We start from the raw sequence: 2662 nt of genomic DNA, 5'->3' as shown, positions 1-2662 counted from the left end.
CGGGGTTGGCGTATGTGATCTATACGTCGGGTTCGACGGGGGTGCCGAAGGGTGTGGCGGTCACGCATGGGGCGTTGGCGAACTATGTGTGTTCGGTGTCTGAGCGGTTGGGGTGGGCGGTTCCGGGGGCGAGGTATGCGTTGTTGCAGGCGCAGGTGACGGATCTGGGCAACACGGTGGTGTTCTCCAGCCTGGCCACGGGCGGTGAGTTGCATGTGCTGGATGAGGAGTCGGTCACTGATCCGGAGGCGGTTGCCGGGTATGTGGCTGAGCAGAACATCGACGCGTTGAAGGTGGTGCCGTCGCATCTGCGGGCGTTGACGTCCGTGGCGGGTATCGAGCCGCTGCTTCCCGCACGGTCAGTGGTGCTCGGTGGTGAGGCTGCGAGTCCTGGGTGGGTGCGGGAGCTGGTGGAGGCGGCTGCTGGTGGGGGTCGGCGGGTGTTCAACCATTACGGTCCGACGGAGACGACCATCGGTGTCGCCACCGTCGAGCTGACCCCGGAGTTGGTGGCTGGTGGGGTGGTGCCGGTCGGTACCCCGATCGCCAACACCCGCATATACGTCCTGGACGACACCCTCCAGCCGGTGCCGGTCGGGGTGACCGGTGAGCTGTATGTCGCCGGTGCGGGTCTGGCGCGAGGGTATGTGGGTCGCCCCGGGCTGACGGGTGAGCGGTTCGTGGCCTGCCCGTTTGGTTCGGGTGAGCGGATGTACCGGACCGGGGACCTGGCCAGGTGGAGCCGGGAGGGCCAGCTGGTGTTCGTCGGGCGTGCGGATGAGCAGGTGAAGATCCGTGGCTTCCGTATCGAGCCCGGTGAGATCGAAGCCGCCCTGTTGACCCACCCGGACGTGACCCAGGCGGCGGTCGTCCCTCGCGAGGACACTCCTGGTGACAAGCGCCTGGTCGCTTACGTCGTGCCGACCAATGGCGAAGAGGTGCAGGGACTCCGGGAGTTCGTCGCGGCCAGGTTGCCCGACCATATGGTCCCGGCGGTGGTTGTCTCGTTGCCGGAGTTGCCGTTGACGGCCAGCGGGAAGCTGGATCGTAAGGCGCTGCCTGTTCCTGAGGAGCTGGGTGGTGTTGGTCGGGCGCCGGTGAATGAGACGGAGGCTGTGCTCTGCGAGATCTTCGCGGAGGTGCTGCGGGTGGAGTCGGTGGGTGTCGAGGACAGCTTCTTCGAGCTGGGCGGGCATTCGCTGCTGGCGATCCGGTTGCTGTCGCGGATCCGTGGTCGGCTGGCGGCGGAAGTCAAGATCAGGACGCTGTTCGAGGATCCGACGCCCGCTGGTCTGGCGGCCGGGTTGGCGCGTGCGGCAGGCACCGCACTGGTTGAGGTGCCCGACAATCTGATCCCCGATGGTGCGGAGCGGATCACGCCGGAGATGCTGCCGCTGGTGGAGTTGTCGCAGACCGAGGTTGATCGGGTGGTCGCCACGGTCGAGGGCGGAGTGGCCAACGTCGCCGACATTTACCCGTTGGCACCGTTGCAGGAGGGCATGTTCTTCCATCACCTGATGGCTGGTGATGGTGAGGATGTCTATCTCACGGCTCGTGTCGTGGAGTTCGACTCGCGCTCGCGGCTGGAGGCGTTCGCGGATGCTTTGCAGCAGGTGGTGAACCGGCACGACATCTATCGCACCGGTATCGCTTGGGAGGGTCTGCGCGAGCCGTTGCAGGTGGTGCGGCGACACGTCGAGGTGCCGGTCATCGAGCACCGTGTGGAGTTTGACTCCACCGACCCGGTGCAGCGGGGGCAAGCCCTGGTCGCCCGGGCCGGACTGGCGATGGACCTGGTGCGTGCGCCGTTGATGGATCTGCACGTGGCCGAGCTGCCCGAGGGGCGTTGCCTGGCCGTGGTGCGGCTGCATCATCTGCTGCAAGACCACCTGGGCATGGATGTGCTGCTGGAGGAACTGCGGGCGGTGCTCTCCGGTGCGGCCGACGAGCTGGCCCCCGCGCTGCCGTTCCGTAACTTCGTCGCGCAGACGCGGGCGGTGCCCAGGGAGGAGCACGAGCAATTCTTTGCCGACCTCCTGGGAGATGTGACCGAGCCGACCGCCCCCTACGGGCTGCTCGAAGCCCGCGGCGACGGCAGCGGTGTCATCGGCGTGTCCGTGTCCGTCGCGGACGAGATCACCGAGGATCTGCGGCGGGTGGCGCGGGAGCTGGGTGTCAGCGCGGCGACCGTGCTGCACGTGGTGTGGGCGCGGGTGCTGGCGACGCTGTCGGGCCGGGATGACGTGGTGTTCGGGACCGTGCTCTTCGGCCGGATGAACGCGGGCGAGGGTGCCGACCGTGTCGTCGGCCCGTTCATGAACACCCTGCCCATGCGGGTGCGGACCGGCCAGGTCGGTGTGCGCGCTGCGGTCGAGCAGATGCGGGACCAACTGACCGCCCTGCTGGAGCACGAGCACGCCCCGCTGGCGGTGGCGCAGCAGGCCAGCGGCATCGCCGACCACACCCCCCTGTTCACCTCACTGTTCAACTACCGGCACATCACGCCGTCGTCTCAGTCCGCGACCGGCGAACAGCAGAACGAACAGCGGCCCATGGCGGGCATCCGCAGCGTGCTCGGCGGGCAGCGGAGCAACTATCCGCTGGGGGTGTCAGTCAACGACCTTGGGCCGGACGGCCTCGGCCTCAGCGTGCAGACGGTCGG

Annotated in this window: 1 protein-coding gene; it reads left to right on the top strand. The window is 67.8% G+C overall.

Annotated features, from left to right (window positions below; translation table 11 throughout):
* Positions 1-14: 14 nt before the first annotated feature.
* A partial coding sequence (locus ACYVOO_RS31370; protein WP_461019101.1) for a condensation domain-containing protein occupies positions 15-2662 on the top strand: 2648 nt, incomplete at its 3' end.

The organism is Streptomyces daliensis (assembly GCF_054782395.1).
The sequence above is the reverse complement of the archived record's forward strand: the minus strand, read 5'-3'. Positions and strand labels throughout refer to the sequence as shown.